The sequence below is a fragment of the Nocardiopsis sp. MT53 genome, assembly GCF_019598965.1.
GTDB lineage: Bacteria > Actinomycetota > Actinomycetes > Streptosporangiales > Streptosporangiaceae > Nocardiopsis > Nocardiopsis changdeensis.
On the sequence record NZ_CP080599.1, the window covers coordinates 1,564,717 to 1,589,325 of the forward strand.

Here is a 24,609-nt window from a genome sequence, read left to right on the forward strand (position 1 = left end):
GGGGCCGGGCGTCCTCGTGTCCGTACCCGTCAGAGGGTGGACTCGCGGGCGAACCGGGCCAGCGGGATGGGCTCGCGGCCCAGCGCGGCGTGGACGTCGTCGGTGACCTCGGCGGCGCGGCCGCGGACGGCGGCGGCGAAGCGCTCGTTGAGGGTGTCGATGTAGCGCTCGCCCCAGCCGCGGTCGGAGGCCCGGAAGTAGAAGCGCGACTCGTCCACCGGCTTGAACCGCCACACCGGGCTGTCCGTGCCCCTGGTCCAGCGCACGACGGCGCCGACGGTCAGCGCCTGCGGTCCGGTGAGGGTGTACTCCTTGCCGCCGTGGTCGCCCACGAGCGACTCCACCGCGACGGCCGCGACGTCGCGGGCGTCCACGAAGCTGATCTCGGTGCGCCGCTTGACCGGCAGCTCCAGGCGCCCGTTGCGGGAGCGGGCCAGGTTGGCGAAGGTGCCCTCGGTGAAGTCCTGGAACAGCCAGTTGGGGCGCAGCACCGTCACCCGGCCGAACAGCTCCTTGGCCTTGAACTCGGCCGCCCGCTGGTCGGAGTCGGAGGGCGCGTGCTCGGTGCCCATCGCCGACATGACCACGGCCCGCTCCACCCCCGCCTCGGCGGCGCGCTCCAGGAAGGCGGCCACCCGGTGCCCCAGGGCCATGCCCACGGGGGTCACCACGAAGACGCCCGAGGCGCCCTCGAGCACCTCCGCCCAGTTGGAGGTGTCGGTCCAGTCCAACCGCCTCTCGGCGGTGCGCGAGGCACCGGCGGCGGGCAGGCCGCGCCGTTTCAGCTCGGTCAGGACTCGTCGGCCCACCATGCCGGTGGCTCCGGTCACCAGAGTGCTCATCGACTCCACGGTACCCACGGCGGCGACGGAAGTGGACGCGCACCGCGCGGATGGCGACCGAAGTAGGGAAGCCCGCCGCCATCGGTATCGTCCGCGTGTGCGAGGGGACCGCCGCGGCCTGCCGGAACATAGACTCGCGCTGATATGAACACCGTCACCGGGCCGTACAGGCGGGATGTGCGCGACTGGATCGTGGACCTGTCCATGTTCCTGCTCGCCCTCGTGTTCGCGGCCATGACGCTCCTGGACTTCCCGCCGCCGGGGCCTCCGCACGGTGACGTCCCCGTGATCACCGTGCCCGACCACCCCACCTGGTGGGAGGCGGCCGAACGGCTGGCGGCCCTGGCGGCCTGCACGTCCCTGTGGTGGCGGCGCCGATGGCCGGTCCAGATCGCCGTGTCCCTCATCGCGCTCTCGGTCGTGACGGACCTGGTCTCGGGCGCGCTGCTCATCGCCCTGTTCTCCCTGGCCCTGCACCGGCCGCCCAAGGTGAGCCTGGTGGTCTTCGGCCTGGGCATCGCCTCGGTGGGCCTGAAGTCGCTGGTGCTGCCCGACCCCCACCTGCCCGCCCTCATCGCCTTCCTGCTGAGCGTGGCCGTCCAGGGCGCGGTCATCGGCTGGGGGCTGAGCGTCCACCACCGCCGGGAGCTGGTGGACTCCCTGCGCGAGCGGGCCGTGCACGCCGAGACGGAGGCGCAGCTGCGCGCCGAGCACGCCCAGCACCAGGTGCGCGAGGCCATGGCGCGGGAGATCCACGACGTGCTCGGGCACCGGCTGTCGCTGCTGAGCGTGCACGCGGGCGCCCTGGAGTACCGGCCGGACGCGCCCGCGGAGGAGATCGCGCGCTCGGCGAAGGTGATCCGCGAGAGCGCCCACCAGGCCCTCCAGGACCTGCGCGAGGTGATCGGGGTGCTGCGCGCGCCGGTGGGCGAGCTGCCCCAGCCGACCATGGCGGACCTGCGCCAGCTGGTGGAGGAGGCCGACGAGGCCGGGGCGCGGGTGGCGTTCACCGAGGACTACGACGGGACCGTCCCGGACCGGACGGGGCGCACCGCCTACCGGATCGTGCAGGAGGGGCTGACGAACGTGCGCAAGCACGCCCCGGGCGCGGACACGCGGGTGTCGGTGCGGGGCGCGCCCGGGGAGGGCCTGACCGTGGAGGTGCGCAACGGCCGCGCCCCGGCCCCGGTGCCGCGGGGCGGCTCCGACGGCCAGGGGCTGGTGGGCCTGACCGAGCGGGTGTCGCTGCTGTCGGGCCGGCTGGAGCACGGCCCCACGCCCGGAGGTGGCTGGCGCCTGTCCGCTTGGCTACCGTGGCCCGCATGAGCGAGGCGCAGCGCGACCACCGGGACATCGGCGTGGTCATCGTCGACGACGACGCACTGGTCCGGGTGGGGCTGGTGATGATGATGGGCGGGGCACCCGACATCAAGGTCCTGGCGGAGGCGGAGGACGGGGGCAGGGTCCTGGACCTGGTGGAGCGGTACTCCCCCGACGTGGTCCTCATGGACATCCGGATGCCCACCGTGGACGGGCTGACCGCCACCGAGCGGCTGCGGGCGCTGGAGGACCCGCCGGAGGTGCTGGTGCTGACCACGTTCGACGCCGACGAGCACGTGCTGCGGGCGCTGCGGGCGGGCGCGGCCGGGTTCCTGCTCAAGGACACCCCGCCCGCGGAGATCGTGGAGTCGGTGCGCCAGGTGGCGCGGGGCATGTCCGTGCTGTCTCCCACGGTGACGCGGCGGCTGGTGGAGCGGGTGGGCGACAGCGACGCGGACGCGCGGGCCGACCGGGCGCGGGGGCGGCTGGCCGGCCTCAACGCCCGGGAGCTGGAGGTGGCGGTGGCGGTGGGCCAGGGCCGGTCCAACGCCGACATCGCGGCGTCGCTGTTCCTGAGCGTGCCGACGGTCAAGACGCACGTGTCGAGCATCCTCACCAAGCTGGGGCTGAACAACCGGGTGCAGGTCGCCCTGCTGGTGCACGACGCCCGCCTCGTCCAGGACGGCTAGCCGCGTTCTCTCGAACCTCCGCTGCGCTTCGGCCCGCCGGGCGCCTCACGGACCCCCGGCGGCGCGGGAGGCCATCCGAGAACAGGCCCTGGGCGCCCCTGCCCGACACGCCGGGCGCGGTAGCGGCCCCCGCCGGGGCCCCGCCCGTACTGTGAGCGACCGGAGCGGCACCAGGAACAGGGGGAGGGGTCCGGTGAGCGGTTCCACGCCAGGCCGCGGCGGCGGCCGCATCCGGGGGGCGGCGCGCCGGGGCGCGCCCGGGAGCGGCCGGTGAGCCCCGCGTCCGGGCCGCCCGGCGACATCGACCTGGACGACGTCCTCACCGCCGTGATGGCGCGGGTCCGCCCGCACATCGGCGAGGGGAAGGTCGCCGACTACATCCCGGAGCTGGGGCGGGTGGACCCGGCCCGCTTCGGGTTCGCGGTGGCGGCCGCGGACGGGTCGGTGCACACCGTCGGCGACACCGGTGTTCGCTTCTCCATGCAGAGCATCACCAAGGTGTTCACCCTGGCGCTGGTCACCCAGGCGGGCGAGACGCACATCTGGGACCGGGTGCACCGGGAGCCCTCCGGCAGCGCGTTCAACTCGCTCTACCAGCTGGAGTTCGAGAACGGCGTCCCGCGCAACCCGTTCATCAACCCGGGCGCGATCGTGGTCACCGACGAGCTGCTGGCCAACACCGGGGACGCGTTCGCCGCCCTGCGCGGGCTGCTGCGCGCCGAGACCGGCAACCCGGACCTGGACGCCGACGGGGTGACCGCCCGCTCGGAGCTGGAGACGGGCGACCGCAACAGGTCGCTGGCCTACCTGATGGCGGGGTTCGGGAACATGCGCAACCCCGTCCCGGAGGTGCTGGACCACTACTTCAGGCAGTGCTCCATCACCATCAGCACCGAGGAGCTGGCCCGGGCGGGGCTGCTGCTGGCCCGGCACGGGGTGCGGGCGGACGGAAGCCGGATGATCGACCGGAACGCCGCCCGGCGCATCATGGCGATCATGCTCACCTGCGGCACCTACGACGCGGCGGGCGAGTTCGCCTACCGGGTGGGGCTGCCCTGCAAGAGCGGGGTGGGCGGCGGCATCCTGGCCATCGTGCCGGGCCGCTACTCCGTCGCCGCCTGGGGGCCGGGCCTGGACGCCAAGGGGAACTCGGTGACGGGCGCCCTGGCCCTGGACACGTTCACGCAGGTGACGAACTGCTCGGTGTTCTGACCGCCCGGCGCCCCGGCCCCCGGTGTCCCGGCCGGCCGCGCGGGCCCCGGGAGGCTCCCCGGGGCCCGCGGCGCGGCGGGCGTCTCAGGCGGCGGGGACGAAGGTCTCCGAGATCCGGTCCAGCAGCTCCCGGTTGATGTCGGCGTGGTCGTTGTCGGCCACCAGGAAGAGGGCGTAGCCCTTCTCCTCGGTGTGGAAGCCGCGGTTGACGGCGTGCATGCGCCCGTTGCGGCCGTCGTAGGTGAACTCCCAGTCGGCGGCGGTGATGTAGGCGTCGGTCCAGTCGTCCTCGACCTCCTCGATGCCGACCAGCTCGTAGCCCGGGAAGTTGCCGCTGCCGATCGGCTCGAAGTCGCGCCAGTCCTGGGCGGCGTCCGGGCCGGGGTCGTCGGTCTGGTCGACGAGCAGGTAGCCGCCGTCGGGGTTGTCGAAGTAGACCATGTGGCCCTCCCGGCGCAGGGTCCAGCCGTCCGGGTACTCCACGGTGAAGCCGCTGGAGTCCTCGTGGACCGCCAGGCCGCCCGCCCAGGGGTCCTCTTCCTCCTCCTGCTCCTCGGGCGACTCCGAGGGCTCCTCCTCGGGCTCGCCGCCGCCGTCCCCGCCGTCCCCGCCGGCGGGCGGCTCGGACTCCTCCTCCGGTGGGGCGGCCGCCCCGGACTCCTGCTGGGAGACCAGTCCGGCACCGGAGGCGCCGCTCCGGTTCATGCTGATGTAGAGCGTCGTCCCGGCGGCGACCACCAGGACCACGAGGGCCGCTGCGACCACGAGCAGGCCGCGCTGCCGGGACCGGTCCCGTTCGGTGCCGCGGGGCGCCGCTGCGGGGGCCGGTGCGGCCGGTTCCGGGGCGGGCGGCGGGGCGGCCGCCAGGGCCGCCTCCTCGGACCGCGGTTCCGCGGTCGGCACCGTCGTGGTGAGGGTCGGCGCCACCGGGGCGGGGGCGGCCGCCTCGGCGCGGTCCCGGATCTCCCGCAGCCGGGCCCGGACCGCGTCGATGCCGGGCCGGTCCTCCGGCTTCTTGGCGCACAGCTCCCGCAGCAGCGGGGCCAGGGGTCCGGCGTTGACCGGGGCCGGCAGCTCCTGGGTGACGATCGCGGTCAGCGTCGCCACCGGGGTGGGCCGGTCGAAGGGCAGGGTCCCCTCCAGCGCCTGGAACAGGGTGATGCCCAGGGACCACACGTCCGAGGCGGGGGTGGCGGAGTGCCCGTGGGCGATCTCCGGGGCCAGGTAGCTGGGCGAGCCGATGAGCAGCCCGGTACTGGTCAGGTGGGTGGAGCCGTCCAGGTGGGCGATGCCGAAGTCGGTGAGCACCGCCCGGCCCCTGCCGTCGATGAGCACGTTGCCGGGCTTGATGTCGCGGTGGACGATGCCGCTCGCGTGCGCCTCGGACAGCCCGGCCGCCATCTGCTCGCCGATGTCGGCGACCCGCGCGACCGGCAGCACCCCGCCCTCGCGGATGACGTCGCCCAGGGAGGAGCCGCTGACCAGCTCCATGACGATCCACGGGCGGCCGTCCTCCTCGGCCACGTCGAACACGGTGATGATCGACGGGTGGCTGAGCTGGGCGGCGCTGCGCGCCTCGCGGAGCATGCGGGTGCGCAGGACCTCCACCTCGTGCGCGGGCAGGTTCGGCGGGGTGGTCAGCTCTTTGACGGCGACCGGCCGGTCCAGGAGGGTGTCACTGCCCTTCCAGACCCGGCCCATGCCGCCCGCGCCGATGACCTCGTCCAGGCGGTACCGGTTGGCCAGGAGTCGACCGGAGTCGGCTTCCGAACTGTTCATGGGCGCGCGATCCTCTGCGGGGAAGGGCGTACAGGGGAGAAGACGGGTGTGCGGGGGAGAAGTCTGGAGCGGCCGGGGGACCGAGAGAGAATTCTAGGTTCCCCGGAGGGCGCTCGACCCTCCTCCCGGGGGTACCGGTCTCCTCCCTTCGAGGTGACATAACCCCGCAAACCGTCCTGACATGCGACGATTCCGCCGCGGCGGCCCGCCGAGGGGCCGGTTCGGCGGGGCCGGTACCCGGGCGTGTCAGCCCCGGCGCACCAGCAGCCTCTTCAGGAGGTTCGACAGGGCCGGCACCGCGCCGCCCCGGGCGGGTTCGGCGGGGGGCGCGGGTGCGGGCTCGGGCTCGGGGGCCGGGGCGGCGGGCGCCTGCGGGGTGAAGCGGACCGGGAGGGAGACCGGGGACCAGGACAGGGTGGCCAGCCGCCACCGCAGGTCCTCCGGGGGGACGGCCAGGGCCGGGTCGGGCAGCCGCTCCAGGATCCGGCGTGTGGCGATGGTCGCGATCGCGGTCGCCTCGTCGCGGGCGGGGCAGCGGTGGGGGCCGGCCCCCCAGGCCACGTGGGCGCGGTTGGCCCCGTCGGCCACCTGCTCGGCGTTCTCCCTCTGGAAGAAGTGGTTGGCGGCGGCGAAGGCGAGCAGGATGGGCGACCCGGCCTCGATGACGCGGCCGTTGTCCAGCGGGACGTCGACGCGGGGGTAGATCACCGGGTAGTTGGTGATCGGCGGGTCGCGCCACAGCACCCGCTCCACCAGGTCGCTCAGAGCGGCCGGGGAGGGGCCGCCGGGGACGCGCAGGGACGGGTCGGCCAGGACGGCCCGCAGGGCGGAGTCGATGAGGGCGGCGGTCGGCTCGTTGGCGGCCGCGATGACGAGGAGGAGCTGCATGATGACCTCCTCGTCCGAGAGCCCGGCGCGGTGCCGGATCAGGCGGCTGGTGAGGTCGTCGCCGGGTTCGCGGTGCTTGGCGTCCACGACCTCCGACAGCGCGCGCTCGGCTTCGGCGTTGGAGCGCTCGGCGTCCACCCCGGCCCACAGGTTGCGCATGGCGGCGACGAACCGCAGCCCCTGGTCCTCGTCCATGCCGAACAGGTCGTTCATGACCAGCAGCGGCAGCATCCGCGCGTACTCGTTGAGCAGGTCGGCCCGGCCGCGCGCGCAGAACTCGTCGATGAGCCGGTCGGCGTAGCGGGTGGTGACGGAGGCCAGGTGCGCGGGGGTGACCGCGCCCAGGGCGTCGGTGATCGCACGGCGCAGCCGCTGGTGCTCGGCCCCGTCCAGGAACAGGGCGCTGGCACGGGGCGCCATCATCGGCAGCAGGGGGTCGTCGGGGCCGATCCGGCCCTCGGTGAAGTCCCGCCACAGCCGTGCGTCGTGCGTGAACGTGGTGGTGTCCCGCGACCAGGAGATCAGGGTGGCGTAGTCGGTGACGACCCAGCCGCGCACCCCGGGCGAGAGCTCGGCGGGGACCACCGGCCCGTGGTCCGCGCGCATCTTCGCGTAGACGCCGTACGGGTCGGGGTGCGGCTCACTCTGGTACAGCGCGGCGTGGGGGCATCCTGAAGACACGGCGACCTCGGGGAGTGGGCTGACGCGGCCTGGACACGGCGGCCCCGGACGTACCCGGCCCGGAACCCCTGCGGGTGTGCGGGCTCACACTAGCGCCCGGGGTCCCGCCGGGGCGAGGCCCGCCCCCTCCCGTGGCCCGCCGCCCGCCCTGCGGCCTGGGGCGATGCCGCCGTGACCGGTCCCGGCCACGGCGGCGGGCATCCGCGGCTCAGCGGCCGAAGCGGTGCAGCCGCTGGCTGTTGGTCACCACGAACACGCTGGACACCGCCATGGCGGCACCGGCCAGCATCGGGTTGAGCAGTCCCGCGGCGGCCAGCGGGATGGCGGCCGCGTTGTAGGCGAAGGCCCAGAAGAGGTTGCCCTTGATGGTGTTGAGGGTGCGGCGGGAGAGGCGGATGGCGTCGGCCGCCGCACGCAGGTCGCCGCGCACTAGGGTGAGGTCGGATGCCTCGATGGCGACGTCAGTGCCGGTGCCCATGGCCAGGCCCAGGTCGGCGCGGGCCAGGGCGGCGGCGTCGTTGACGCCGTCGCCGACCATGGCCACGGTGCGCCCCTCGGCCTGGAGGCGTTCGACCACCGCGACCTTGTCCCGGGGCATGACCTCGGCGATGACCTCCTCGATGCCCACCTCGTCGGCCACCGTCCGGGCCACGGCCTCGTTGTCACCGGTCAACAGGATCGGGGTCAGACCCAGCTCCCGGAAGGAGCGGACGGCCTCGGCACTGGTGGGCTTGACGGTGTCGGAGACCACGAGAACACCCCGGGCGGCGCCGTCCCAGCCGACGGCCACGGCGGTGCGGCCCTGGTTCCGGGCCTCCTTCAGTGCCTGGACGAGGTCCTCGCCCAGCGGCTGTGACCGCTCCCGGAGCAGCGCGGGGCGGCCGACCAGGACGGTGCGGCCGTCGACGATGCCCTGCACGCCCAGGCCCTCGACGTTGGCGAAGTCCTCGGGGACCGGCAGGGTGCCGCGGGCGGCGGCCGCGGTGGCGACGGCTTTGGCGATGGGGTGCTCGGAGGCGTTCTCCAGGGCCCCGGCCAGCCGCAGCACCTCGTCCCCGTCCTCGCCCTCGGCGGCGACGACCTCCACCAGCGCCATGGTGCCGGTGGTGACGGTGCCGGTCTTGTCCAGCACGACCGTGTCGATGCGGCGGGTGGTCTCCAGGACCTCCGGGCCCTTGATGAGGATCCCCATCCGGGCGCCGCGCCCGGTGCCGACCAGCAGCGCGGTCGGGGTGGCCAGGCCCAGGGCGCAGGGGCAGGCGATGATGAGCACCGCGACCGCCGCGGTGAAGGCGGCGGTGGCGGGTTCGCCGACACCGAGCCAGAAGCCGAGGGTGGCGACGGCGATCATGATGGCGACGGGGACGAAGACGCCCGAGACCCGGTCGGCCAGGCGCTGGACCTCGGCCTTGCCGTTCTGCGCGTCCTCGACCAGGCGGGCCATCTGCGCGAGCTGCGTGTCGGATCCGACGCGGGAGGCGCGCACGACCAGGCGTCCGCCGGCGTTGACCGTGGCACCCACCACGGCGTCGCCCGGGCCGACCTCGACCGGCACGGACTCGCCGGTGAGCATGCTCATGTCGACGGCGGAGGTGCCCTCCTCCACGGTCCCGTCGGTGGCGACCTTCTCACCAGGCCGCACCACGAACCGGTCGCCCACCACGAGCCGGTCCACGGGCACGGCGACCTCGCGGTCACCGCGCAGGACGGCCACCTCCTTGGCTCCCAGCTCCATGAGGGCGCGCAGGGCGGCGCCGGCCCGGCGCTTGGACCGGGCCTCGAAGTACTTGCCCAGGAGGATGAAGGAGGTGACCCCGGCGGCGACCTCCAGGTAGATGTCGGCGGAGCCGTCGGTGCGGGCGATGGTGAGCTCGAACGGGTGCGTCATCCCCGGCTCGCCCGCGGTGCCGAGGAACAGCGCGTACAGGGACCACAGGAACGCGGCGGAGACACCCAGCGAGACCAGGGTGTCCATGGTGGCGGTGCCGAGCCTGAGGTTCTTCCAGGCGGCGACGTGGAAGGGCAGCGCGCCCCACACGACGACCGGGGCGGCCAGCGCGAGCGAGGCCCACTGCCAGTAGGTGAACTGGAGCGCGGGGACCATCGCCATCGCGATGACCGGTACCGACAGCAGGAGGGAGACGGCGGCCCGGTCGCGCAGCGGCCGGGCCGGGTCGTCCGGCTCGGCGCCGGGCTCCGGGCCGGTCCGGGGAGGACGGGGCACCTCGGCGGTGTACCCGGCCTTCTCGACCTGGGCGATCAGCTCCTCCACCGCCAGGGGCTCGCCGTCGAAGGAGACCCTGGCCTTCTCGGTGGCGAAGTTGACGGTGGCGGTGACGCCGTCCAGCCGGTTGAGGCGCTTCTCGACACGGTTGGCGCAGGCGGCACAGGTCATGCCGCCGATCGCCAGCTCGACCGGTGCGCTCATCCGTCCTGTCCCCCTCCTGCGGCGGGATACGGGTCCGGCCCGCGGGCCGGCTCCGGCCACGAGGCCGCGGGCGCCGCGCCCCGGCTCCGTGGCCGCCCGCGTCTCAGTCGCGCACCTCGTAGCCGGCCTCGTCGATGGCGGCGCGCACGGCGGCGTCGTCCACGGTGCCCTCGCCGGTGACGGTCACCTTCTTGGTGCCCAGGTCCACCTGGACGTCGGTGACGCCGGCGACCGTGCCGACCTCCTGGGTGATGGAGTTGACGCAGTGGCCGCAGCTCATGCCGTCGACGGTGTAAACAGCGGTGGTCGTGGTGGCCATTTCGCCTCCTGTAGTGACGTGCGACTGTCCCAGCACGACCGACTATACCCCTAGGGGGTATGAATTCGTCAAGCGGAACCGCCCGCGACGAACGTGTCCCTCCGCACATTACCCCAGGGGGGTACCGGGCGGTCAAAGGAAGGGGGCCCTCGGGCACGGCCCGGGCCCCCGTGCGAGCACCCCCGGGGGCTACTCCTGCTTCAGCTCCAGTCGGGCGATGATCCGTTCACTGGTGTGGTGGTCCGCCAGCGTGAAACCGGCCCGCCGGAACATCTCCACCGTTCCGGCGTACACCTCGGCGCTGGGTGCCCGGCCGCCGGCCGTGTCCACCGGGTAGGCCTCCAGCACCCGCGCCCCCTGCGCCCGGGCGTACTCGATCGCCCCGTCCAGCAGGCGGCCGCCCATCCCGCGGCGGCGGCGCCGCGGCGGCAGCCAGAAGCACACCAGGGACCACACCCCGGGCTCGTCCGGGTCGGCGGGGCGCAGCGTCCGGGACCGGGACAGCCGGATGTAGTCGCCGCGGGGCGCCACCGACACCCAGCCGCAGGGGCCCTCCTCGTCGTAGGCCAGCAGGCCCGGGATCCGGCCGTCGAGCGTGAGCCTGCGCAGTTCCTCCTTGTTGTCCGCACCCCGCCTGGACCGCTCGCACGTGGTGCTCTCCGTGTAGTCCTTGGCCCGCCTGCGGAAGAAGGTGCACCAGCAGTGCCCGTAGGCTCCGGTCGGCCCGAACAGGTTCTCCAGGTCGTCCCACCGCTCGGCGGTGGCGGGCTCGATGGAGACGATGGACATGGGGGGCTCCCTCTCGAACACAATGACCACCACTGTGACCCAGAACACTAGCGGTCATTCGCCGTGACCGAAAGAACACGGATGCAATCACATGGACGGAAAATCACGAAAGCACCCGCGCGTCCCCCTCATCCCGGTATCCCCTGCCGGGTGGGCGTTCCCGTTCACTGCACGAGGTCGGCGTACTCCTCGTTCTTGGCGATGTACGCCTGCGCGTAGGGGCAGACCGGCATGACCTTCAGCCCCTTGGCCCGCACGTCGTCCAGCGACCGGCGCATGAGCTCGGCCGCCACCCCGCGCCCCTGGTGGACGGGGTCCACCTCCACGTGGGGAAGCGCCAGCACCCCGTCCTCCAGGCGGTGGTAGGCCGAGAAGCCGACCACCTTCCCATCGACGCTGACCTCGTACCGCGAACGGTCCGGCACGTCGACGACCGTCAGGTCCATGGCTCTCCCTCGTTCGTGCGCGCCCGGTGCGCACACCTCACGAATGCCACTTTCCCACTCGGACCCCCCGCCCACACCCCGCCCCTCCTGCGGGCATGCGCCGGCGCCGGGCCCCGGCCCCGCTCAGTCCCCGGTGCGCCCGCCCGCGTAGGGGTCGGTGATCCCCTGAGGGCACGCCAGCCCCGCGACGTCCCACCCGGCCAGGGTGGCCCCCGCCAGGTACGCGCTCTCCAGGAACTCGAGCACCGACCCGACCGGGTCCGCCTCCTTGCGCGCGTCCGCGTACCGGTACAGCGCCAGGTGCCCCGAACCGCTCTCCACCCACTCGGCGGCGGCCGGCCTCAGGCGCTGCTCCGTCAGCCCCTCCGGCTCCGGAGCGGTGTAGGAGTAGAAGCACGGCTCGGGGACCCTGTCGTCGCCGAACCAGAAACCGGAGCTCACCACCTCCCGCGAGTACGCCTCGCGCACCAGCCCCCCGGCCTCCCGGGGCTGGCGCACCGGCTCCGGCGAGAACCGGGTGACCGCGATGTCGAAGGTGTGCCAGAAGTGGTGCACCGGGCTGGTCTTGCCGGAGAACCCGGAGGCGAACTCCTCCAGCACCAGGTTCACCCGGCTCAGCACCTGCCAGTACTTCAGCGCCTTGTCCGGGTCGTAGGCGGCGTGTTCGGTGTCCTGCGAGAACGGCCGCCCGTGGTCCGGCAGGTCGAACGGTGTGGCGTGGGGGATGCTCCCGTCGACCCCCAGCGAGTCCAGCGCCGACTGCAACGCCAGGTAGAACGTCGCCACGCTCTGCCCCTGAAGCGGGAACGACGCCTCCTTCCCGTCCACCGTCGCGGCGACCAGCCGGTGCCGCACGAAGTCGAAGTCCACCGTGAAGACCGGGTTGCCGTCGGACAGCCCCATCGGCCGCGTCGTGACCCCGCTCCCCGTCAGGTGGAACGGCACGTTCCACCAGTGGTTGCGCCGCGGGCTGTGGTGCAGCCGCACCTTGCCGACGATCTGCTCGAACCGGTGGATGGTCTGCTTGGTGTCGTCCCACTCCTGGAGCGGGAACGCCGGAAAGATCTCCATGCTCGGCCTCCTCCTCGAAAGCCCGCGGGGCCGGCCGCCGGCCCCGCGGTCACCAGCCGCGGCGGCCGGCCCGCTCGGCCTGCCCGGCCCCGCCCGTGTGCACGTCCCGGGTGCGGTACAGCACGTACGGCCGGAAGAGGTATCCCACCGGCGCGCTGAACATGTGCACCAAGCGCGTGAACGGCAGCAGCGCGAACAGCGCCAGCCCCATCAGCGCGTGCACCCGGTACGGGAGCTCCGCCGCGGCCATGGCCGCGATGTCCGGGCTGAGGATCCAGATGGACCGGAACCACGGCGACACCGTCTCCCGGTAGTCCTGCGAGTGCCCGCCCGCGACCTCCACCCCGGCGAAGTACACCGTCATGCCCAGCCCGGTGAGGATCGCCAGCACCAGCACCAGGTACATGACCTTGTCGTTGGCGGTGGTGGCGCTGAACACCGGGCCGGTGGTGCGGCGGCGCCACACCAGCAGCGCCACCCCGGCGAGCGTGCACACCCCGGCGACCAGCCCCAGGGACAGCGCGGTCACGTGGTACAGGGTGTCGGAGACCCCCAGCGCACGCGTCCAGGACTCCGGGACGAGCAGGCCGACCACGTGGCCGACGATCACCACCAGCAGGCCGAAGTGGAACAGCGGGCTGCCGATGCGCAGCAGCCGCGACTCGTACAGCTCCGAGGACCGCGTGGTCCACCCGAACCGGTCGTAGCGGAACCGCCAGACCAGGCCGCCCACCACGATGACGAGCACGACGTAGGGGAGGATCCCCCACAGGAAGAGGTCGGCCCCGCCGTACCCGGTCACCGGGCCTCCCCGTCCCGGGCCGTGCGCGGGTGCGGCACCGGGCCGTGGCCCCCGTCCCCGCAACCGCCCGGCCCGGCGCCCGTGTCCACCACCGGCAGCGGGTTGCGCACCCCGTAGGGCTCCAGCCCCACGTCCTCCGCGGGCGGCCCCTGCGCGACCAGCCGGTCCACCGCCTCCCGGTCGGCCGCGCGCTGCGGCGGCAGGGTCTGGAGGACCGCGTCCACCACACGCGCGTACGGCGTCCCGTACTCCTCCAGGGCCCGGGCCAGCAGGTCCAGCCCCGGCCGGAACCGCAGCAGCAGCTCCTCCCCCCGGGAGTCGGAGCCGCGGGCGGCGAACTCCAGCAGCACGGCCAGGTGGTCGGGTAGCTCGCCGGGGAGGACCTCCCAGCCCGCCTCCCGGTAGACCGCCTTGATCTCGGCCAGGGAGTGGCCGCGCCGCCGGGTGTCCCCGTCGGTGTAGTAGGTCATGTACAGCGACCTGCGCCGGCGCAGGTCGAAGACGTCGACGTAGTGGGCGCACAGCTCCAGCTCGGGTGTGGCGCAGGCGTGCTCGCAGAACTCGTGCAGGGCCTCGCGCACGGTCCCGCGGGGCAGTTCCGCGACCGCCAGGGCCACCAGCGGCAGCCGCTCGAAGAACGCCTGGTCGGGGTATCCGAGCAGGATGGACGCCGCCTGGTGGGTGACCGCCCTGCGGTGCACCCGCCGTGCGGACCGGCCGGCTCCGAGCCAGCCCGTCCTCTCCCGCCCGGACGCCGGCGCGGTCCCCCCTGACCCGGTCCTGTCGGTGGTGGTGCTCATTGCAACCCCCTCACGCGGGGCGGCCGGAGCCGCCTCCGCCGTCGGTGTCGTGGTCGCCCGCACGGGGCGGGAAGAGCCCGTCGGGCCGGCCGTTCCCGTCCCAGTTGAGGAGGTTCACCCTCCCCCTCTTGGTGGCGTGCTCGTCGCTGGACTGCCGGTCCGACAGCGCGTGGAAGGTCTCGACCGAGGCCGCGTCGGGGCGCCCGGACGCCTCGCCGAACGGCACCCCGCCCATCCCGCCCATGCCGGGGCCGCCCTCGAAGTCGAGGCTGCACCCGATCTCGTCGATGACCCCCCGGTCGGCGTCGTCCACCCCGTAGGCCGTGGGGATGACGTAGCGCTCGTCGTACTTGGCCAGTGCCATCAGGCGGTACATGTCCTCGATGTCGCGGCCGCTCATGCCCACCGCCTCGGCGATGGACGCGTCGCGCTCCCGGCCGAGGTTGATCCGGCGCATGTAGGAGCGCATGGCGGCCAGCCGGCGCAGCACCAGCCGCACCGGTTCCGGGTCGCCCGCCGTGAACAGCTCGGCCAGGTACTCCACGGGGATCCGCAGCGCGTCGATGGCGCCGAACAGGTTGTCGGCGTCCTCGCCGTCGTGCCCGGTCGAGGTGAGCGTGTCCACCACCGGCGACAGCGGCGGCACGTACCAGACCATCGGCATGGTGCGGTACTCCGGGTGCAGCGGCAGCGCCACCCCGAACCGCTTGGCCAGCGCGTACACCGGCGACCGGGACGCCGACTCCACCCACCGGTCCGGGATGCCGTCGCGGGCGGCGGCGGCGCGCACCGCCGGGTCGTCGGGGTCGAGGAACACGTCCAACTGGGCCCGGTAGAGCTCCTTCTCGTCCTCCACGGCGGCGGCCTCCCCCACCCGGTCCGCGTCGTAGAGGACGACCCCCAGGTAGCGCAGGCGCCCCACACAGGTCTCGGAGCACACCGTCGGCATGCCCACCTCGACCCGGGGGTAGCAGAACGTGCACTTCTCGGCCTTGCCGGTCTTGTGGTTGAAGTAGATCTTCTTGTACGGGCAGCCGGTGACGCACATCCGCCAGCCCCGGCAGCGGTCCTGGTCCACCAGCACGATGCCGTCCTCGGCCCGCTTGTACAGGGCGCCGCTGGGGCAGGTGGCCACGCACGACGGGTTGAGGCAGTGCTCGCAGATGCGCGGCAGGTAGAACATGAAGGTCTCCTCGTAGGAGAACCTCACCCTGTCCCCGAGCTTCTTCACGATCGGGTCGTGCCGGGCCAGTTCCGGCCCGCCCGCCAGGTCGTCGTCCCAGTTGGCGCTCCAGGTGACCGGCATGGGGTCGCCGGTGAGCGCCGAACGCGGCGAGGCGACCGGGAAGTCGTCGCCCAGCGGCGCGCTGAGGAGCGTGTCGTAGTCGTAGGTCCAGGGCTCGTAGTAGTCGTGGATGGAGGGCATCACGGGGTTGGCGAAGATCGTCGCCAGCCGTTTGAGCCGCCCTCCCGCCCGCGGCACCAGGCGCCCCCGGGAGGTGCGCACCCAACCGCCCCGCCACTTCTCCTGGTCCTGGTAGGTGCGCGGGTACCCCTGGCCGGGCCGGGTCTCGACGTTGTTGAACCAGGCGTACTCCACACCGCTGCGGTTGGTCCACGCCTGCTTGCAGGTGACCGAGCAGGTGTGGCAGCCGATGCACTTGTCGAGGTTCATGACCATGGCGACCTGCGCCATGACGCGCCCGACGGGCCGCCGTCCCGCCCGCTCCCCGGCGCTCCCCTGCGCGGTGCTCACCGGTAACGCACCTCCGTCGTCCTTTTGCGCACGACGGTGACCTCGTCGCGCTGGTTTCCGGTCGGTCCGAGGTAGTTGAAGGCGTACGTGAACTGCGCGTACCCGCCGATGAGGTGGGTGGGCTTGACCAGCAGCCGGGTGAGCGAGTTGTGGATGCCGCCGCGGCGGCCCGTCGTCTCGGTCAGGGGCACGTCGATGGTCCGCTCCTGGGCGTGGTACATGTACACCGTCCCGGTGGGCATGCGGTGCGAGACCACCAGGCGGGCGGCGACCACGCCGTTGCGGTTGACCGCCTCCACCCAGTCGTTGTCGGCGGCGCCGATGGCCTCGGCGTCGGCCGTGCTCATCCAGATGGTGGGGCCGCCCCGGGACAGGGTCTGCATGAGCAGGTTGTCCTGGTACTCGGAGTGGATGGACCACTTGGAGTGCGGGGTCAGGTAGCGCACGACCACCTCGCGCTGACCGGTCGGCCCGATCCGCGGCTCCCCGAACAGCCGGGAGATGTCCAGCGGCGGCCGGTACACCGGCAGCGCCTCGCCGAACTCCTGCATCCAGTCGTGGTCGAGGTAGAAGTGCTGGCGCCCGGTGAGGGTGTGCCAGGGCTTGTCGTGCTCCAGGTTGATCGTGAACGGCGAGTACCGGCGGTCGCTCGACTCCTTGCCGGACCACTCGGGGCTGGTGCCCACGGGCGTCGGACCGGTGCGGGCGTCGGCGAACACCACGCGCCGCTCGGCGGAGTGGGCGATGAGCTCGTCCATGTCGGTGCCGGTGCGCTCCGCGAGCCGCTCGAACCCCTGGGCGGCCAGCCGGCCGTTGCTGGTCCCCGACAGGGCGAGGATCATCTCGCACACCTTGACGTCGGTGTCCAGGGCGGGGCGGCCGTCCGCGACCCCGCCGTGCACCGTGCCGTTGCGCTCCCGCAGCCACTCCACCTCCTCGTCGGGGGTGAAGGACACGCCCTTGACCGGCAGCCCCTTGGTCTCGGCGAGCGGGCCCAGCGCCGCCATCTTCTGGGCGATCGCCGAGTAGTTGCGGCGCACCGCGACGATGCCGGGCATGGTGCGCCCCGGGACGGGGCGCACGCCCTCGGCCTTCCAGTCCGTCGGGACCCCGTGCGGCTGGGCGAGCTCCCCGGGCGTGTCGTGCTGGTGCGGGACCGCGACCAGGTCGGTGACCTCCCCCAGGTGCTCGGCGGCCAGGGTGCTGAACGCCTTGGCCAGCTCCTGGAAGATCGCGAAGTCGGTCCGGGCCTCCCAGGGGGGGTCGATCGCCGGGTTGAACGCGTGCACGTAGGGGTGCATGTCCGTGGTGGACAGGTCGTGCTTCTCGTACCAGGTCGCGGCCGGGAGCACGATGTCGGACAGCAGCGTGGTGCTGGTCATCCGGAAGTCCATGGACAGCAGCAGGTCGAGCTTGCCCTCGGGGATCCCGTCGCGCCAGGTCACCTCGGCCGGCCGGTCGTCGGGGCCCGCGGGCTCGGCCCGGAGGTTGGAGTGGGTGCCCAGCAGGTGCCTGAGGAAGTACTCGTTGCCCTTGGCCGAGGAGCCGAACAGGTTGGACCGCCAGACGGTGAGGGTCCTGGGCCAGTTCGCCGGGTCGTCGGGGTCCTCCGCCGCGAACCGCAGCGTCCCCTCGGCCAGCTGGTCGGCCACGTACTCGGCGGGGTCCCTGCCCAGCTCGGCCGCCTCCTTGCCCAGGTGGACGGGGTTGCGGTTGAACGTGGGGAAGGACGGCATCCACCCCATCCGCGCCGAGGCCGCCACCAGGTCCGCGGTATGGCGGCCCCGCAGCCTCCCCGGGCCCAGCGGCGTGGTGAGGGCGTCGGCCCGGTAGGTGTCGTAGCGCCACTGGTCGGTGTGCGTGTACCAGTAGGAGGTCCCGGCCATGAACCGGGGCGGGCGCGACCAGTCCATGCCGGAGGCGTAGGCCGCCCAGCCCGTGGCGGTGCGGCACTTCTCCTGGCCGACGTAGTGCGCCCAGCCGCCGCCGTTGACCCCCTGGCAGCCGGTGAGCAGCAGCAGCGCCAGGAAGGCCCTGTAGGCGTTCTCGCCGTGGAACCACTGGTTGGTGCCCGCGCCCAGGATGATCATGGCGCGGCCCCCGCTCGCCTCGGCGGTGTCGGCGAACTCGCGGGCGATCCGCTCGGCCCGCTCGGCCGGGACCCCGGTCAGCTCGGCCTGCCAGGCGGGGGTGCAGGGCTGGGAGGCGTCGTCGTAGCCGGTGGGCCAGGTGCCGGGCAGGCCCGACCGCCCCACCCCGTACTGGGCCAGGACCAGGTCGAACACGGTGGTGACCAGGCGCCCGCCCACCCGGCGGACCGGCACGCCCCGGGTGAGGACGCCTGCCTCTCCGGTAGGGGTGTCGAACCGGGTCAGGGCGATCTCGACGGCCTCGGCGCCCTCCTCGTAGAAGGTCAGCTCCGGGACCCGCCCCTCCAGGCGCAGGTTCCACTTGCCGACGCCGTCCTCGCCCCACCGGTGCCCGAGGGTCCCGTTGGGCGCGTAGGGGGCGTCCTCCCCGCGCGGCCACACGACGGGCTTGAAGTCGGCGTTGGCGACGCCCTCCGCGCCCGGCAGGTCGGCCGCGGTGAGGAACTTGCCCGGCACCCGGCGCCCGTCCCTCTCCTCGACCTCCACCAGGAACGGCAGGTCGGTGTAGGTGCGCGCGTAGGAGTCGAACCGGTCGACGGTCGCGTCGACGAACCGCTCCCTGAGGATGACGTGGCCCATCGCCATGGCCAGCGCCCCGTCGGTGCCCGGGTGCGGGGCCAGCCACTCGTCGGCGAACTTGGTGGCGTCGCTGTAGTCCGGGGAGACCACCACGACCTTCTGGCCCCGGTAGCGGGCCTCCGCCATCCAGTGCGCGTCCGGCGTGCGGGTGACCGGCACGTTGGAGCCCCACAGCACCAGGTAGGCGGCGTCCCACCAGTCCCCCGACTCAGGGACGTCGGTCTGGTCACCGAAGACCTGCGGTGACGCCACCGGCAGGTCGGCGTACCAGTCGTAGAACGACAGCATGGAGCCGCCGATCAGGTTGACGAACCGGGCGCCCGCCCCGTGGGAGACCATCGACATCGCCGGGATCGGCGAGAAGCCCGCGATCCGGTCCGGGCCGTAGCGCTTGATCGTCAGCACGTGCGAGGCGGCCGCGATCTCCAGCGCCTCCGCCCAGGTGGTGCGCACCAGGCCGCCCTTGCCGCGGGCCCGCTGGTAGCGGCGGCGCTTGGCGGGGTCGGTGGTGATCTCCTCCCAGGCCGCGACCGGGTCGCCCAGCCGGCCCTTCGCCTCCCGGTACATCTCGGCCAGCACCCCCCGCACGTAGGGATAGCGGACACGGGTCGGCGAATAGGTGTACCAGGAGAAGGCGGCACCGCGCGGACAGCCCCGGGGCTCGTATTCGGGACGGTCGGGACCCACCGACGGATAATCGGTCGCCTGGGTTTCCCAAGTGATGATCCCGTCTTTTACATAGACATCCCAAGAACAGGAACCGGTGCAGTTGACACCGTGCGTGGAACGCACGACGCGGTCGTGGCTCCAGCGGTCCCGATAGAAGACGTCACCTTCACGGCCCCCCTTTCTGACCTGGGCACGGTTCCCGTCCAGGGACTCCGATCCGGTCAGGTAGGTACCGAGGCGGAGCAGCGAGTCGCTCGCTTTGCCATTTGCCGCCATGAAGATGACACCCCGTTCAACAGCGCACTTCCCGCACCCGCCACATTCCGTTAATGAATATGCCTGTTCGGCTCGGAAAGTCACGCTTCCCACACCGGTTCGGGCGACAATCGCGGCAGATCCATTCGAATCGCCGAGATCGGTGCCGAAAGACGGGGAGCCGCCATGCGAGCGGAAGTCGGGCGACGGGCGACGCGTTCCGGTACGGCGGGCGGCAACCTCGCCCTGGCCACGGCCGCGTTCGCGCTGACGTTCTGGGCGTGGAACCTCATCGCACCGCTGTCCAAGACCTACTCGGAGAACCTGGGGCTGTCCCCCACGCAGACGTCCCTCCTGGTGGCGTTCCCCGTCCTGGTGGGCTCGCTGGGGCGCATCCCCGTCGGGGCGCTCACCGACCGCTACGGCGGCCGGGTGATGTTCACGGTGATCTGCCTCGTCAGCATCGTCCCGACGTTCCTGGTCGGCCTGTCCGGCGGGTCGTTCGGGATGCTGCTGCTGTGGGGCTTCTTCCTGGGGGTCGCGGGCACGTCGTTCGCGGTCGGCATCCCGTTCGTCAACGCCTGGTACGACGCGAACCGGCGCGGGTTCGCCACCGGCGTGTTCGGCGCGGGCATGGGCGGCACGGCGCTGTCTGCGTTCCTCACCCCGCGCCTGGTCGAGGCGGTGGGACTGTTCACCACCCACCTGCTGATGTGCGCGGCGCTCGCCGTGATGGGCGCGGTCATGTGGTTCTTCTGCCGCAACGCGCCCGGGTGGTCCCCGCGCACCGGGCCCGCGCTGCCGCGCATGCGCGAGGCGATGCGGATCCGGGCCACCTGGCAGGCGTCGCTGCTGTACGCGGTGGCCTTCGGCGGCTTCGTGGCCTTCTCCACCTACCTGCCGACGCTGCTGACGCTGTCCTACGACTACCTGCAGTCGGACGCGGGCATGCGCACCGCCGGGTTCGCCGTCGCGGCGGTGGCGGCGCGGCCGGCGGGCGGCACCCTCTCGGACCGCATCGGCGCGGTGAAGGTGTGCCTGATCTCGTTCTTCGGCACCGCGGCGTGCGCCGTCATCCTGGCCCTGCACCCGCCGGCGGAGTTCCCGGCCGGGGTGTCGTTCGTGCTCATCGCGATCACCCTGGGCCTGGGCACCGGCGGTGTGTTCGCGCTGGTGGCCAAGCTGGTGGAGCCGTCCCGGGTGGGCACCGTGACCGGCCTGGTCGGCGCGGCCGGCGGGCTGGGCGGGTACTTCCCGCCGCTGGTGATGGGCGTGATCTACCAGGCGACGGGCGCCTACACCATCGGGTTCGTGCTGCTGGCCCTGGTGGCGCTGGCGGTGGGCCTGTACACCTCGCGGGCGTTCAAGGAGGCGTCGGGCTGACGCGGGCTCAGGCGACGTCCCGGGCGCGCACCAGCACCGCCGCCCGGACGCCGACCCTGACCCGCTCCAGGGCGCGCACGCCCTCGGGCAGGGGGACCCGGCGCGTGCGGGCCGTCACGACGATGACGGCCCCGGGGGGCAGGGCCCGGCCGAGCGAGGCGAGCAGGGCGCCCACCGGGTCCTCCCCGGGCGCCTCGCCCGCCCAGGCGGTCATCTCGCCGTAGGGGACGTCGGTGACGACCAGGTCGGCGGCCACCGGCCCGGGGTCGGAGAACACGTCGGCGACGGCCGCCTCGTGCGGCAGGTCGCCCCCGGCCCGGGCCAGTCCCCGCGCCAGTCCGCGGGCGTCCTCCGCCCGCTCGACGAAGGAGGGGCGGCCGAAGTCGCGGGCCGACCGGCGCAGCTCCTCCTCGCGCTCGGCCAGTCCCTCCGCGGTCAGCAGCCGCAGGTTGCGCCCGGCCAGCTCCACCGCGTCGGGGTCGACGTCGGTGGCGCGCACCGAGGCGATCCGCTCCCGGTGCAGCAGGCCCAGGACGGTGGCGAGGTAGCCGCTCCCGCAGCAGGGGTCCCACAGCCGTACGGCCGGGAGCCCGGTGTGCACCGCGGCCCGCTGGAAGAGCTCGTCGGCCAGGCGCACGGGGAACCCCGGGAACCCGGGGGCCGAGCGGAGCACGTGGCCGCTCGCGAGCGCCGAGTGGTCGGTGCGCTCGACCGCGTACCGGTACGTCATCGTGTTCCTCCCCGGACAACGGTGAAGGCCCGGCGTCCTGGGACACCGGGCCTTCGCGTGCGGTCCTGACGGGATTTGAACCCGCGGCCTCCACCTTGACAGGGTGGCGAGCACTCCTAACTGCTCCACAGGACCTCGTTGCAGGTACAACTCTAGCGTGACTTCGGAGTGGTTCGTACCGCCGTCCCCATAAAGTGACTCATGACGCCCCGAAAGCCCGTCCGAACCGAAGGAGCCGCACACGTGAGCGACGCAGTCCCCCTCCCGTCCGGTCCCGACAGCACCCGGGTCGACCGCTGGCTGTGGGCCGTCCGCCTCACCAAGACCCGCTCCGACGCGGCCCAGGCCTGCCGGGGCGGCCACGTGCGGGTCAACGACCGCCCGGCCAAGCCCGCCTCCACGGTGAAGGCCGGCGACGAGGTGCGGGTGCGGCTGCACGGCACCACACGGATCGTGGAGGTCGGGCACGTGCTGGAGAAGCGGGTGGCCGCGCCGATCGCGGTCCGCTGCTACGTGGACAACACCCCCGAGCCCCCGCCGCAGGCGACGATCCCGGTGATCCGCCGCGACCGGGGCGCGGGACGGCCCACCAAGAAGGACCGGCGCCTGCTGGACCGGCTGCGCAGCGACCTGCCGCCGCCCCCGAACCCCTGAGGACCCCCGTGGCCGACATCCCGACCCTCCTGGCCTCCGGCCGCGACGCCGACGTCTTCGCCCTGGACGGGCACCGCGTGCTGCGCCGCAGCCGGGACGGCCGCTCCCCGGCCGTGGAGGCGGAGGTCATGCGGCACGTGGCCGGCCTCGGCCTCCCCGTGCCCCGGGTGTACTCCGTCGACGGCCCCGACCTGGTCATGGAGCGCCTGCACGGCCCGTCCCTCCTGGGCGCGGCGCTGGCGGGGGAGGTCACCGCGGAGGAGACCGGCCGGATCATGGCGGACCTCCAGGGGCGGCTGCACGCCCTGCCCGCGCCGGGCGGCGGGGGCGTGCTGCTGCACCTGGACCTGCACCCGGACAACGTCGTCCTCACGGCCACGGGGCCGGTGCTCATCGACTGGACCAACGCCCGGCAGGGAGAGGCCGACCTGGACGTGGCGCTGTCGGCGCTGATCCTGGCGCAGGTGGCGCTGGCCGGGACGTTCCCCGGGCCGGTGGCCGCCCTGGCCGGGGAGGGGCTGGGAGCCTTCCTCTCACACACCCGGGGCGATCCGGTGCGGCTGCTGGACGCGGCCGTGGAGCTGAGGGCTGGGGATCCCAACCTGGCACCGGAGGAGGAGCGCGTCCTGGCCGCGGCCGCCGAGGCGGTCCGCGGGCGGGCCTCCGCGTGAGACGGGCCGCAGCCGCGGAGGCGGTCCGCTAGAGGGGGTGGGCGGCGAGGAAGTCGAGGACCTCGCGGGTGGCCTTGGGCCCGCCCTCGTGCAGGTAGCCGTGGCGCAGGCCGGGCAGCACCAGCAGGCGCGCGTCCGGGACGCGTTCGGCCAGCAGGACGGCGTTGCCGACCGGGGTGAGCTCGTCGTCCTCGCCGTGGACGACCAGCGTGGGCGCCTGGACGTCCGGCAGCAGGTCCCAGCCGTCGTGCTCGGAGCTCGCCCCGAAGTGCAGGCGCTGGGCGCGCAGCGGGCCGCGCGGCAGGATGCGGGCGACGGTGTCCGGGTGCGCGTCCGCCCACTGCGGGGTGTAGAACAGCGGGCCGATCTTCCGCGCGCCCGCGGCGGTGCTCGCCTGGCGCAGGGCCAGGGTGGACTCGCGGGGCCGCTCCACCTCGTTCGGTCCACCCGGGGCGGTGGCGCCCAGGACCAGGGCCCCCACGCGCTCGGGGTGGGCGGCCGCCATCCGCTGGGCGACCTTGCCGCCCATCGAGAACCCGTAGACGTGGGCGCGCCCGATGTCGAGCGCGTCCAGCACCTCCAGCGCGTCCCGGACGAACAGGTCCAGGGAGTACGGGGAGTCGAGCGGGGCATCGCTGCCGCCGGTGCCCCGGAAGTCCGTCCGGACCACCCGGTGCCGTTCGGCCAGGGCGGCGTGCGGCCCGTCCCACATCTCGTGGTCGAGGGCCTGGCCGTTGAAGAGCAGGAGGGGGTCGCCCTCGCCGAGGACGTCGTACCAGATGCGGGTTCCGTCGGAAACGGTCACGTGGCTCACGGAACCGGACACTACTCGAAGAAGCGCCCACCGGCCGTGGCCCCGGTCACCCCCGTCACCTCGGCGTCTTCACGCCGTGGGCCCGGCGGTACTCCTCGGCGACGCTCGGTGCGAGATCGTCGGTGATCATCCGCAGCAGCCCCCGGTCGGGGACGGGGTCCAGGGCCGCGGCGGCGGTGCGCCGCAGGTCGGCGGTCCAGCGCGGGTGGTACCGGGCGACGATCTCCGCCGAGCGTTCCAGGTCGCTGGTCCAGCCGCCCCAGTACGGCATGACCAGGGTGAACGCGCTGCGCATGGTCTTGCGGGCGGCCCGGCGCACCACGGCGCGCGGGTCCTCCCCGCCGTCGGCGGCCGCACGCCAGCGTTCGGGGAACAGGTGCAGGTCACCGTTGGTCTCCCGGGCCAGCAGGGAGGTGGGGCGGTAGGCGGGGAGCTCGTCGGCGAGGTCGGCCCCCAGCAGCGGGGTGCACAGGCAGGCGACGAAGAATCCGTTGTCGTCGGGGTCGGCGCGGACCGCCGCCGCGTCCTCCAGCAGGATGCCCGCCCCGTCGATCTGCTCGAAGGCGGCGTCCAGTTCCGCCTCGATCCTCCGGGCCGCCTCCCGGTCGGCGCCGGTGGGCGGCTCGTGGAACACCAGCATCAGGTCCAGGTCGGAGCGGCCCGGCCGGGCCGTCCCGCGGGGGATGCTGCCGTACAGGTAGACGCCGTGCAGGGCGTCCCCGTAGGCCGCGGTGATCCGCTCCCGGGCGGCCTCGACCACCGGGGCGAACACCGGGGCCACACGGTCCGCGGCGCCCTCGCGCGCGATCGTCCCGTCGGGGGCGAGCCCCTTGTCCGCACCGTCCTCGTCCATGGCGCCCAGCCTGCCGGAACGGCCGCCGC

The 24,609-nt window shown here is 73.5% G+C and carries 21 protein-coding genes and 1 tRNA gene; 6 read left to right on the forward strand and 16 right to left on the reverse strand.

Annotation, left to right across the window (positions count from 1 at the left end; genetic code table 11):
* Positions 1 to 29: 29 nt before the first annotated feature.
* Positions 30 to 842 carry an NAD(P)H-binding protein gene (locus tag K1J57_RS06650; RefSeq protein WP_220563592.1) on the reverse strand — a complete coding sequence of 271 codons (813 nt, stop codon included), beginning with the start codon at positions 840 to 842 and terminating at the stop codon, positions 30 to 32.
* 144 nt (positions 843 to 986) lie between these two features.
* Here K1J57_RS06650 and K1J57_RS06655 point away from each other — a divergent pair, with 144 nt between their 5' ends.
* The 3 genes from K1J57_RS06655 (at position 987) to K1J57_RS06665 (ending at position 4,063) form a co-directional block, all read left to right on the forward strand.
* A complete protein-coding gene (locus K1J57_RS06655; protein ID WP_220563593.1) occupies positions 987 to 2,168 on the forward strand; it encodes a sensor histidine kinase in 1,182 nt (393 codons plus the stop codon).
* A complete protein-coding gene (locus K1J57_RS06660) occupies positions 2,165 to 2,851 on the forward strand; it encodes a response regulator transcription factor (protein ID WP_220563594.1) in 687 nt (228 codons plus the stop codon). Before K1J57_RS06655 ends, K1J57_RS06660 begins: the two co-directional genes overlap by 4 nt.
* A gap of 270 nt (positions 2,852 to 3,121) precedes the next feature.
* A complete protein-coding gene (locus K1J57_RS06665) occupies positions 3,122 to 4,063 on the forward strand; it encodes a glutaminase (protein WP_255646866.1) in 942 nt (313 codons plus the stop codon).
* An 84-nt stretch (positions 4,064 to 4,147) separates the two neighbouring features.
* On the opposite strand, the gene K1J57_RS06670 is transcribed toward K1J57_RS06665, so the two are convergent.
* From K1J57_RS06670 to K1J57_RS06720, 11 genes are all read right to left on the reverse strand, one after another.
* Positions 4,148 to 5,842 carry a serine/threonine-protein kinase gene (locus K1J57_RS06670; protein ID WP_220563595.1) on the reverse strand — a complete coding sequence of 565 codons (1,695 nt, stop codon included), beginning with the start codon at positions 5,840 to 5,842 and terminating at the stop codon, positions 4,148 to 4,150.
* A 246-nt stretch (positions 5,843 to 6,088) separates the two neighbouring features.
* The gene (locus tag K1J57_RS06675; RefSeq protein ID WP_220565375.1) at positions 6,089 to 7,336 is read right to left on the reverse strand and encodes a cytochrome P450; all 1,248 of its coding nucleotides are present in this window, start codon (positions 7,334 to 7,336) and stop codon (positions 6,089 to 6,091) included.
* Between the two features lie 283 nt (positions 7,337 to 7,619).
* A complete protein-coding gene (locus K1J57_RS06680; protein ID WP_255646867.1) occupies positions 7,620 to 9,839 on the reverse strand; it encodes a cation-translocating P-type ATPase in 2,220 nt (739 codons plus the stop codon).
* A gap of 103 nt (positions 9,840 to 9,942) precedes the next feature.
* Positions 9,943 to 10,158, reverse strand: a complete 216-nt coding sequence (locus K1J57_RS06685) for a heavy-metal-associated domain-containing protein (RefSeq protein WP_220563596.1) — start codon at positions 10,156 to 10,158, stop codon at positions 9,943 to 9,945.
* Positions 10,159 to 10,347: 189 nt separating this feature from the next.
* Positions 10,348 to 10,947 carry a GNAT family N-acetyltransferase gene (locus K1J57_RS06690; RefSeq protein WP_220563597.1) on the reverse strand — a complete coding sequence of 200 codons (600 nt, stop codon included), beginning with the start codon at positions 10,945 to 10,947 and terminating at the stop codon, positions 10,348 to 10,350.
* 164 nt (positions 10,948 to 11,111) lie between these two features.
* The gene (locus K1J57_RS06695; RefSeq protein WP_220563598.1) at positions 11,112 to 11,393 is read right to left on the reverse strand and encodes a GNAT family N-acetyltransferase; all 282 of its coding nucleotides are present in this window, start codon (positions 11,391 to 11,393) and stop codon (positions 11,112 to 11,114) included.
* A gap of 123 nt (positions 11,394 to 11,516) precedes the next feature.
* Positions 11,517 to 12,464, reverse strand: a complete 948-nt coding sequence (locus K1J57_RS06700) for a DUF5996 family protein (RefSeq protein ID WP_220563599.1) — start codon at positions 12,462 to 12,464, stop codon at positions 11,517 to 11,519.
* 49 nt (positions 12,465 to 12,513) lie between these two features.
* Positions 12,514 to 13,266, reverse strand: a complete 753-nt coding sequence (gene narI, locus K1J57_RS06705) for a respiratory nitrate reductase subunit gamma (RefSeq protein ID WP_220563600.1) — start codon at positions 13,264 to 13,266, stop codon at positions 12,514 to 12,516.
* Complete coding sequence (gene narJ, locus K1J57_RS06710) at positions 13,263 to 14,066, reverse strand: nitrate reductase molybdenum cofactor assembly chaperone (protein ID WP_220563601.1); 804 nt, start codon at positions 14,064 to 14,066, stop codon at positions 13,263 to 13,265. Before narJ ends, narI begins: the two co-directional genes overlap by 4 nt.
* Before the next feature lie 10 nt (positions 14,067 to 14,076).
* Entirely contained in the window at positions 14,077 to 15,762 is a 1,686-nt protein-coding gene (gene narH / locus K1J57_RS06715; protein WP_220565377.1) for a nitrate reductase subunit beta, read from the reverse strand.
* Positions 15,763 to 15,818: 56 nt separating this feature from the next.
* Positions 15,819 to 19,496, reverse strand: coding sequence for a nitrate reductase subunit alpha (locus K1J57_RS06720; protein ID WP_220563602.1), 3,678 nt, complete (start codon positions 19,494 to 19,496; stop codon positions 15,819 to 15,821).
* A 165-nt stretch (positions 19,497 to 19,661) separates the two neighbouring features.
* Between K1J57_RS06720 and K1J57_RS06725 the strand changes: the two genes are divergently transcribed.
* Positions 19,662 to 20,858, forward strand: coding sequence for a nitrate/nitrite transporter (locus tag K1J57_RS06725; RefSeq protein ID WP_220563603.1), 1,197 nt, complete (start codon positions 19,662 to 19,664; stop codon positions 20,856 to 20,858).
* A 7-nt stretch (positions 20,859 to 20,865) separates the two neighbouring features.
* On the opposite strand, the gene K1J57_RS06730 is transcribed toward K1J57_RS06725, so the two are convergent.
* Positions 20,866 to 21,588 (reverse strand): rRNA methyltransferase, encoded by a 723-nt coding sequence (locus K1J57_RS06730; RefSeq protein WP_220563604.1) that lies wholly within the window; start codon positions 21,586 to 21,588, stop codon positions 20,866 to 20,868.
* 60 nt (positions 21,589 to 21,648) lie between these two features.
* Positions 21,649 to 21,723: transfer RNA gene (locus tag K1J57_RS06735), tRNA-Asp, on the reverse strand.
* Between the two features lie 66 nt (positions 21,724 to 21,789).
* On the opposite strand from K1J57_RS06735, the gene K1J57_RS06740 reads away from it, so the two are divergent.
* Positions 21,790 to 22,242: an RNA-binding S4 domain-containing protein gene (locus K1J57_RS06740; protein ID WP_370634607.1), complete on the forward strand. Its 453-nt coding sequence runs from the start codon at positions 21,790 to 21,792 to the stop codon at positions 22,240 to 22,242.
* Between the two features lie 8 nt (positions 22,243 to 22,250).
* The gene (locus K1J57_RS06745; protein WP_255646868.1) at positions 22,251 to 22,913 is read left to right on the forward strand and encodes a phosphotransferase; all 663 of its coding nucleotides are present in this window, start codon (positions 22,251 to 22,253) and stop codon (positions 22,911 to 22,913) included.
* A 28-nt stretch (positions 22,914 to 22,941) separates the two neighbouring features.
* Here K1J57_RS06745 and K1J57_RS06750 read toward each other — a convergent pair whose 3' ends face one another.
* The gene (locus K1J57_RS06750; protein ID WP_370634609.1) at positions 22,942 to 23,739 is read right to left on the reverse strand and encodes an alpha/beta fold hydrolase; all 798 of its coding nucleotides are present in this window, start codon (positions 23,737 to 23,739) and stop codon (positions 22,942 to 22,944) included.
* A 43-nt stretch (positions 23,740 to 23,782) separates the two neighbouring features.
* Positions 23,783 to 24,580, reverse strand: coding sequence for a nucleotidyltransferase domain-containing protein (locus tag K1J57_RS06755; protein WP_220563607.1), 798 nt, complete (start codon positions 24,578 to 24,580; stop codon positions 23,783 to 23,785).
* Positions 24,581 to 24,609: the final 29 nt, after the last annotated feature.

Coding starts and splice junctions, on each gene's coding strand:
- K1J57_RS06660 (WP_220563594.1), top strand. CDS start 2,165: ATGAGCGAGGCGCAGCGCGACCACCGGGACATCGGCGTGGTCATCGTC.
- K1J57_RS06720 (WP_220563602.1), bottom strand. CDS start 19,496: ATGGCGGCAAATGGCAAAGCGAGCGACTCGCTGCTCCGCCTCGGTACC.
- K1J57_RS06755 (WP_220563607.1), bottom strand. CDS start 24,580: ATGGACGAGGACGGTGCGGACAAGGGGCTCGCCCCCGACGGGACGATC.
- K1J57_RS06680 (WP_255646867.1), bottom strand. CDS start 9,839: ATGAGCGCACCGGTCGAGCTGGCGATCGGCGGCATGACCTGTGCCGCC.
- K1J57_RS06670 (WP_220563595.1), bottom strand. CDS start 5,842: ATGAACAGTTCGGAAGCCGACTCCGGTCGACTCCTGGCCAACCGGTAC.
- K1J57_RS06730 (WP_220563604.1), bottom strand. CDS start 21,588: ATGACGTACCGGTACGCGGTCGAGCGCACCGACCACTCGGCGCTCGCG.
- narJ (WP_220563601.1), bottom strand. CDS start 14,066: ATGAGCACCACCACCGACAGGACCGGGTCAGGGGGGACCGCGCCGGCG.
- K1J57_RS06695 (WP_220563598.1), bottom strand. CDS start 11,393: ATGGACCTGACGGTCGTCGACGTGCCGGACCGTTCGCGGTACGAGGTC.
- K1J57_RS06725 (WP_220563603.1), top strand. CDS start 19,662: ATGCGAGCGGAAGTCGGGCGACGGGCGACGCGTTCCGGTACGGCGGGC.
- K1J57_RS06685 (WP_220563596.1), bottom strand. CDS start 10,158: ATGGCCACCACGACCACCGCTGTTTACACCGTCGACGGCATGAGCTGC.
- K1J57_RS06700 (WP_220563599.1), bottom strand. CDS start 12,464: ATGGAGATCTTTCCGGCGTTCCCGCTCCAGGAGTGGGACGACACCAAG.
- K1J57_RS06655 (WP_220563593.1), top strand. CDS start 987: ATGAACACCGTCACCGGGCCGTACAGGCGGGATGTGCGCGACTGGATC.
- K1J57_RS06740 (WP_370634607.1), top strand. CDS start 21,790: ATGACGCCCCGAAAGCCCGTCCGAACCGAAGGAGCCGCACACGTGAGC.
- K1J57_RS06690 (WP_220563597.1), bottom strand. CDS start 10,947: ATGTCCATCGTCTCCATCGAGCCCGCCACCGCCGAGCGGTGGGACGAC.
- K1J57_RS06675 (WP_220565375.1), bottom strand. CDS start 7,336: ATGCGCGCGGACCACGGGCCGGTGGTCCCCGCCGAGCTCTCGCCCGGG.
- K1J57_RS06650 (WP_220563592.1), bottom strand. CDS start 842: ATGAGCACTCTGGTGACCGGAGCCACCGGCATGGTGGGCCGACGAGTC.
- narH (WP_220565377.1), bottom strand. CDS start 15,762: ATGGCGCAGGTCGCCATGGTCATGAACCTCGACAAGTGCATCGGCTGC.